We start from the raw sequence: 5,331 nt of genomic DNA, 5'->3' as shown, positions 1-5,331 counted from the left end.
TCCGGGGTTGGGTTCGCAACATCATGTTGGCTTCTTTAGGGGTGCGATTCCCTTTTTTGACGTTGCAGCGCACGCAAGCTGTAACAAGATTTTCCCAGGAGTCACCTCCATGGCGAGAACGAGGAATCACATGATCTAACGTTAAGTCATCACCGCTGTAACCGCAGTATTGACAAGAGTGACCATCACGGTGCAGGATGTTACGACGGGTAAGGGGAATCTCTTTGTAGGGTATCCGGACGTAATGGCGCAGTCTAATCACTGTAGGCAGTGGAAAATCTGCGTAAACGTATTTGCCGTTATGTTCGATACGCTCTGCCTTACCCTTGATCAACAACACAACGGCCCGTCGCCAGTTGGTGATGTTGAGCGGCTCATAGGAGGCGTTTAACACCAGAACCTTACCCATTGGTGATCTCAGCTAGGAGGATTTTCCCAGATAGTAGCACAGGTTGCTCACTCTGGGTTATTTTTCCATGGGTTAGTTTAATTTAGGGTGTTGCTAAACTGCTGAACTGCTGAACTGCTGAACTGCTGAACTAAAGAAATCCGTCAAGGGTCAAGTCAACTATAGTTAGGTCAGTTACCCATTACCCATTACCCATTACCCATTGCTTTAGGACCTGTGAGCAGATAAGTAGTCATTTTCCCTTTGCCTTTGACTTCAAACGGTTGCCGTTGCTCAAACCGGTACTTATCTTTTAATTTCTCATAGGTAGTAACTGTAACCTGAATCCCACCTGCTATACCCTGAGATTCCATACGGCTAGCCATATTTACGGTATCACCCCACAAATCATAGCTGAATTTTTTGATTCCAATTACCCCAGCCACCACTGGTCCACTGTTGATGCCAATCCTGAGACGGAAATTGTGATTCGTTTGAGCATTGTACTGGGCAATTAATGTTTGCATATCCAATGCCATTTTAGCGATCGCTTCTGCATGATACTTGCAAGGTTTTGGCAGACCGGCAACAGCCATATAAGCATCACCAATCGTCTTAATTTTTTCGACACCATGCTCCTCAGCTAGTTGGTCAAACTCTGAAAATATTACATTGAGAATTTCGACCAGTTCAGTGGGAGAAGTTTGGCTTGAAAGTTTGGTAAAGTCAACTAAATCAGCAAACAAAACAGTGACATCTTCAAAACTTTCTGCCAGAGTACGTTCTCCTTTTTTTAACTGTTCTGCGACCGGTTGGGGCAAAATATTAAGCAGCAAAAGCTCAGCTTCGGTTCGGGCACGACGAAGTTCATCTTCAGCTTTTTTGCGCTCTGTAATGTCGCTAAGTGTGCCTTCGTAGTAGAGTAAATCTCCAAAATTGTCTCTGACTGCTCGTATATTTTCCGAAATCCAAATTACCATACCATCTTTCCGATAGACCTCGGACTCAACCTCTGATAATGTTTCTTCTTTGTGGATTAGGGCTAATATATCGTCACGACGCCTCGGTGCGAGGTAGAGTTCTTTCCCAATATCCGTGACTTGATTAATCAGTTGTTCTGGCGACTGATAGCCCAAAATACTTGCTAGGGCTGGATTAGCGGTGATAAATTTTCCTTTTGGTGTAACTTGAAAAATCCCTTCAGTGGCATTTTCAAAGATACTGCGATATTTATGCTCAGCTTCTTGTTTTTGCTTGATTTCCTTTTGGAGCTGAAAATTTTGTGCTTGTAGTTGCTTTTGTAAACGCCCGATTTTCAAGTGAGTGTTTACTCTCGCTCTTACTTCTTCCTGCTGCACTGGTTTAGTGAGATAATCTACTGCACCGAGCCTGAAACCTTTAACTTTGTCGAGAGTATCAGTACGAGCCGTCATAAAAATAACTGGGATGTCTCTAGTTGACTCTTGAGCTTTCAAGCGACGGCAAGTTTCAAACCCATCAATTCCGGGCATCATAATATCCAGTAATATTAGATCCGGTTGAGCATAGTTTACTTTTTCGAGCGCACTATAGCCATCTTGAGCGACTAAGACTTTAAATCCAGAATTGCTCAACAACTCAAACATCACCCCTAAATTAGTCGGACTATCATCAACAATCACAATTACACCTTTATAGCCAATTTTGTTATAGCTCTCAGTTAGGGTAATTTTCCGGGAAGAGGAATGATGATTAGTTTGAGTTACTGAGGAAATATTCATAATCACATGAACTCGTTATTGGGGGTTTTCGCTAATCAATGGCTAATTAATAATATCAAAAATACTCGGATATTTTTTTACAAAAAAATAGTGCAATTTAATCCAAATAAACCTAATTAAAATCACCCTTAAAAATATAATAACTTATCCCTGGCTTAACTAGTCATTTAAATGGCGATTATTTTTAAAGATATAGACTTTATTTTTTACTAACTTTATCTGGAGTTTTTAAATCCTTTGATTTTATTCGATGAGCTTCGCGGTCTTTTGTATCCATGTACTTCCGAACAAATTCCAGAATTTGTCTTTCTTTAAACCCTTTTGATAATTGACGCAACTTTTGAGAAAATGGAATGAATTTATCATCCAACTGTTCAATCAAATTAGCTTCCTCTTGGATGCCTCGAATATCACCCATAATTGCTAGTTCATACAGAACGGATATTTGATCTGGCGATGGAGCTACAGGCATAACGTCTTCAGCTTTCTCTTCCTTAGTGGATTCTAGAATTCCTTGTCCTCCTTGTTGTTCCTCGGAAACCTCTGGCAAATCTAAATCTAGCCAAAAAATACTACCTTGACCGACAGTGCTTTTCACCTTTAATTCACTACCCATTAATTCCGCTAAACGTTTACTAATCGATAGTCCTAAGCCTGTACCATTAACCTGACGGTCAGTATTGCCCACTTGATGGAATGGCAAAAATATTTCTGCTAGTTGTTTTGGTGGTATACCAATGCCAGTGTCTGCTATCACAAAGCGCATTTTTTGAGTACCTTGCTTTTCGGTTAAAGCTTGACGGTTTTTAGGTTGTTCGCCTTGGGCGTTACCGTAGGGTAGGTTGTCTTGACAACCTTGGCCTTTCGGCCACGCTTCAGCGTCGCCTACGGCGAAAGCGTGGCCTTCGGCCGACCCTGCGCTAACGCGAACAAGGTTCAACCGATCAACGTTCAACTCTGAACACCCCAAATAACCAACTTTAAACGTTACCTCACCAGTATCTGTAAATTTGACAGCATTTCCCAAAAGGTTCATCAGAACTTGTCGCAGTCTTATTTCATCACCCTTGACAAATTCAGGCAGAGGCGAAAGGAATTCGTAACGGAATGAAATGTTTTTTTGTTTAGCACTGATCACCACAATTTCCACAATACCTTCGAGAAACTTGGGAAACTGAAAATCTCTGACATCAAGTTCCATTTTTCTGGCTTCGATTTTTGATAGATCCAGGATGTCATTGAGTAGGGTTAACAGATGCTGACCACTTTGCTGAATAATACTGAGCTGCTCTTTGTGCGTAGCGCTCAGATTGGGTTCCTCTTGGAGGATTTGGGCATAACCTAAAATGCCGTTAAGGGGGGTACGTAATTCATGGCTCATGTTGGCTAAAAATTCACTTTTAGCCCGATTGGCTACTTCCGCGTCAACTTTAGCCTGCTTCAACGCCTGTTCTGCCTGTTTGCGATCGCTAATGTCTCGAAAAATTCCCTGCACAACTGTCTTGCCTTGCAGCTCCAAAGTAGTCGCACTAACTTCTACAGGCACGGTTGTACCAACTTGATGCAGCAATTCTAGTTCTACTTGAAATACACCCCCTGCCTCCACATGTTGCTGGAAAATTTGGGAGTAGGCTTTGAATCGTTCTCGTGGAATAATCTGACTCTGATGCAACCCAATAATTTCATCTCTGCCACGACCGAGCATCTGTTCCGCCATCTGATTGGCTTCCAGGATGATTCCGGTTTCCGCATCTGCCATCAAAATAGCATCACCAGCTGACTCAACTAACTTGCGATACTTCTGTTCCGCCTGCCGTAGTTTTGCCTCTGATAGCTTACGTTCAGTGATATCTCGGTTGCAGAAGATTCTACCATAGTAATCCCCACCACTGGTAAGCACTGGTGCTGAATAAAAGTCAAAAATACGCTCATCCTTCATTAACAGTTCATCGTAGTTCGTTGTTTTGGGATGAGCCTGGAGATAGTCCACCTGAGCCAGAAATTCTTCGGGATGCTTCAGTTGAGAACTCAGCTGCTTGAGCAATTCTTTAATATCATTGGCTTGAAACAACTGTTCTGGAGTCTGCCACAAGTCACAGAAACGGTGGTTGTAGGAAACCACCCTAAAATTTTCATCAACCACTAAAATTCCATCAATGGCAGCTTCTTGTTGTGCTTTGAGCATGGCATTTGTACGGAGTACATCCTCCTGTGCCACAGAGCGCTCAATGGCAATTCTAGCGAGTTGGGTGGCCTTATCCGCCAGTTGTTGCTCTTCGCGGTTTGGGGTATGAGGTTCAGTGTAGTATGTTGAGAAGGTGCCTAGCACCGTCCCTTCAGTGGACAAAATGGGGATAGACCAACACCCTCTGAGATTGTGGGAGAGTGCCAAATCCCTTATATTTCCACACAGGGGATGAGTAGCAATATCCTTAACCATGACCGGTTCTCGCCAATAGGCGGCAGTGCCACAGCAAGCCATATATGGACCAATCACCATACCATCAATTGCCTGAATGTAGGATTCTGGAAGGCTGGGGGCGGCAGTATGATGCAGATTAACCCCATTTTTGTCCACCAGCAAGAAAGCACACCTAATCTTGGGCAATTGCTCCTCAATCAACCGAGCTAGTCGGTCTAGTACATCTGGCAACTTCTCCCACTGGGTAATCATTTCCAGGATACGATTTTGTCCAGCTAACAAGGCTTTAACTCTCTGGCTATCAGTAATGTCAGTAAAGGTACCAACTAGACGAACCACTTCACCGTTATGATCTTTGATCACCAGGCCAGTCGAGAGAATCCAGGAAATTGAGCCATCTGTGCGCAGCAGACGAAACTTGTGTTTCCACTTCTTGATGCAGTCGCTCATGGGGGAAACCAACGGCAGTCGCTCATGGGGGGAACCCCCAAGACCGCGCTGCCTCCCCAAGACCGCGCTGCATCGCTGAGAACTTCGTCCAGCACATAGGTTATCTAGGATGGCTTTCACCTCATCAATATCCTCAAGATGAATCAGTGCCAGTAATTCATTAATGGTCGGTCCATCTTGATCTAATGGGTAGCCAATCAGGCTGAGAAATTGGGGCGAGTAGTAATGATCATAGGTTTTCAGGTTGATTTCAAAGAGTCCGTTGGTGTTGGCTTGAATAGCCAGAGCAAACCGTTCCTCACTCTCCCTAA

Annotated in this window: 3 protein-coding genes; all 3 read right to left on the bottom strand. The window is 43.6% G+C overall.

The window, feature by feature from the left end; translation table 11 throughout:
* On the bottom strand, window positions 1–409 hold a 409-nt coding region (locus F6K57_RS35710; protein ID WP_293072772.1), incomplete at its 3' end, for an HNH endonuclease.
* A gap of 188 nt (window positions 410–597) precedes the next feature.
* Complete coding sequence (locus F6K57_RS35705) at window positions 598–2,148, bottom strand: adenylate/guanylate cyclase domain-containing protein (protein ID WP_293072770.1); 1,551 nt, start codon at window positions 2,146–2,148, stop codon at window positions 598–600.
* Between the two features lie 199 nt (window positions 2,149–2,347).
* On the bottom strand, window positions 2,348–5,331 hold a 2,984-nt coding region (locus F6K57_RS35700), incomplete at its 5' end, for a PAS domain S-box protein (protein WP_293072768.1).

The sequence above is a fragment of the Moorena sp. SIO4A5 genome (assembly GCF_010672005.1).
GTDB lineage: Bacteria > Cyanobacteriota > Cyanobacteriia > Cyanobacteriales > Coleofasciculaceae > Moorena.
The sequence above is the reverse complement of the archived record's forward strand: the minus strand, read 5'-3'. Positions and strand labels throughout refer to the sequence as shown.

Coding starts and splice junctions, on each gene's coding strand:
- F6K57_RS35705 (WP_293072770.1), bottom strand. CDS start 2,148: ATGAATATTTCCTCAGTAACTCAAACTAATCATCATTCCTCTTCCCGG.